The organism is Treponema sp. Marseille-Q4523 (assembly GCF_016901105.1).
In the GTDB taxonomy this organism is placed as follows: Bacteria; Spirochaetota; Spirochaetia; order Treponematales; family Treponemataceae; genus Treponema_D.
In genome coordinates, this window is record NZ_JAFEVM010000077.1 from 1 (window position 1) to 2,208 (window position 2,208).

At 35.8% G+C, this 2,208-nt stretch carries 5 protein-coding genes; 4 read left to right on the forward strand and 1 reads right to left on the reverse strand.

Annotation, left to right across the window (positions count from 1 at the left end; all coding sequences use genetic code 11):
• Positions 1-325: hypothetical protein (locus JSQ97_RS12665; RefSeq protein ID WP_205076379.1), on the reverse strand; the 325-nt coding region annotated here is incomplete at its 3' end.
• Between the two features lie 556 nt (positions 326-881).
• Between JSQ97_RS12665 and JSQ97_RS12670 the strand changes: the two genes are divergently transcribed.
• The 4 genes from JSQ97_RS12670 (at position 882) to JSQ97_RS13195 (ending at position 2,198) form a co-directional block, all read left to right on the forward strand.
• Entirely contained in the window at positions 882-1,067 is a 186-nt protein-coding gene (locus JSQ97_RS12670; protein ID WP_205076380.1) for a hypothetical protein, read from the forward strand.
• Positions 1,068-1,304: 237 nt separating this feature from the next.
• The gene (locus JSQ97_RS12675) at positions 1,305-1,517 is read left to right on the forward strand and encodes a DUF2281 domain-containing protein (protein WP_205076381.1); all 213 of its coding nucleotides are present in this window, start codon (positions 1,305-1,307) and stop codon (positions 1,515-1,517) included.
• Entirely contained in the window at positions 1,517-1,906 is a 390-nt protein-coding gene (locus tag JSQ97_RS12680) for a type II toxin-antitoxin system VapC family toxin (protein WP_205076382.1), read from the forward strand. Before JSQ97_RS12675 ends, JSQ97_RS12680 begins: the two co-directional genes overlap by 1 nt.
• A gap of 151 nt (positions 1,907-2,057) precedes the next feature.
• Positions 2,058-2,198, forward strand: coding sequence for a DUF4160 domain-containing protein (locus tag JSQ97_RS13195; protein WP_205076383.1), 141 nt, complete (start codon positions 2,058-2,060; stop codon positions 2,196-2,198).
• The last annotated feature ends 10 nt before the right edge of the window (positions 2,199-2,208 follow it).

Here is a 2,208-nt window from a genome sequence, read left to right on the forward strand (position 1 = left end):
TAGTTGTATATATTCGTCGCCAAGGATATGAAATAATATTATTTTGCGCTAAAGACGTTTCTTTTATACTAAAATTGTCAGCAAGTAAGTCAATCAACTTAGATAAGTCATTTTTATTTGTACTTATGTATTTATCAGAGGTATAACGTAAATTTTCCGATTCTTTGAAATGACCAAGTTTAGAAATTTTTTTTGATAAATCTTTTGAAAAAGGCGGAAATTCTCCAATAATATTTTTTGCCCCATTTGAAAAACCCGCTCCGCAAAATAGAATTGCTTTTCCTGTTAATATTTTATCTCTAAGTTCTTTTATATGTATTCCCATTTTTTTCTCCCCATATTATAATCTTGTAGTGCCCTGTGCAGGGGTATCCATATAACACTTCGTTTACTTTTCGTTCATTGTATCATACAAACCAGTAATTTTCAATCTAACGTCTAAATTGGTGAAACTCCACGGAAATCAATTTTTGAGTATAGGTAAATCACAACCACCCGTAAAACAGGTGGTTTACACAAAGCTTATAAGGCTAGGGTCTCAATCCGAGACTTTATACCAGCGATTGTGGGTTTTCATAAGATTTTCCTCCATAAGCATATATAACTACTTATAGAGTATGGATGAAGAAATGGCTTGAAAATTCATCACTTTTTTGATAAAAATCAGCTTCAACCTTCAAGAAGTACGAGATGTTTCTGTATGGAATCACCGCCATCCGCGGCGGGGAGGAAACTACAAACCCACTAAGCAATGCTTGCTTGCCGGGCTTTCCTTGTAGTGGGGCAGCGTTCGAAGCCTGGGTGCAGGGCGGAACGCTGCACATATCGTTTGGTTAAAAGACGGCGTGGTAAATAATAAGTTTACAGGAGACTGGGTTGTTATGACGGTTCCTGCAAGCGCAGGTATTCAGCAGTATACGATTTGCCAGGGTGTGCCTACAAACGGTGATTATGCTAATAAGGTTATCGCAGCGTACTTTACAAACAAAGAATTACGAGACGACGGTGCTGACGAAGTAAAAGAAACAAAGCCCTGTAGGCGTCAGCTTGCCGGCTTTTTTATATGAAAAGTGCGGTGTTCCGAGTCGTTCAGATGAAGAAGCGGGCTTGTTTTACATGAGGCTTCGCCCGGGAATAATCAGCACGCGGTTTCAGAAATCTCTGTTATTATTTATTAACGATAAAAACAATTGGATAACATGGTGCTTTTATACGGCGGATCAAGCCTGCCATCTTCTTATACCGATAAGATATAGAAAATTTTATGAATTTATTATATAATAGAATTGTATGGGAGGTCATATATGCCTTATACAGTTTTAGAAAAAGAAATTGCAACGCTTCCTCCTGCTGCAATAAGTGAAGTTGTTGATTTTATCCGCTTGATAAAATTGAAATTTCCTGAAGATAATTCTGTTTCTGAAAAAAAATCTCTTTTTGGCGTTTGGAAAAATGAACCTTTTTATATGTCTCCGGATTTTGATGACCCTCTTGAAGATTTTTCGGAGTATGTGTAATGAAGTATTTGCTCGACACGCATACAGTTCTTTGGTATTTATTCGGGGATGATCGATTGTCGAAAAGTGCTAAAGATATAATTGAGTCTAATGTTTGTTTTTACAGTTATGCCTCATTTTGGGAGATTTCAATAAAACAAAGCAAGAAAAAATTGGAATTTACTCATACTGTATATGAAATAGATGAGATGTGTAGACGAGCAGGATTTAGGAAACTTCCGATTACACTTGATGATTTCGACAGAATTAGAAATCTGCCGTTTCAAGATAATGTAAGACATAATGACCCTTTTGACAGGATTTTAATCTCGCAAGCACTTGAAAATGATTTAACAATCGTAACTACGGACGGAAATATTCCGTTGTATGATGTAAAAACTATTTGGTAAAAGATAGGAAACCTAACACCTGCTTCAACCTGATATTGCTATGCGATGCAGGCTATGGGGAGTAATCAAAAAACACGAAATAATATTTTAAAATGTTGCTTTATAGGTAAAAATCGCTTATAGTATAAGCAAATGTGTCGGTGTTTTTGATTTGAAAACACATGAAATGACAAACGGCGATTTACCATCAAAAGCTCAAAACTTAGTTAAAGAATGGTTAAGCATACATGATAAAGAACTTCAAAAAATGTGGGATACTCAAACTATCGTGAAATTAGCTCCATTGGAGTAGAATATGATTC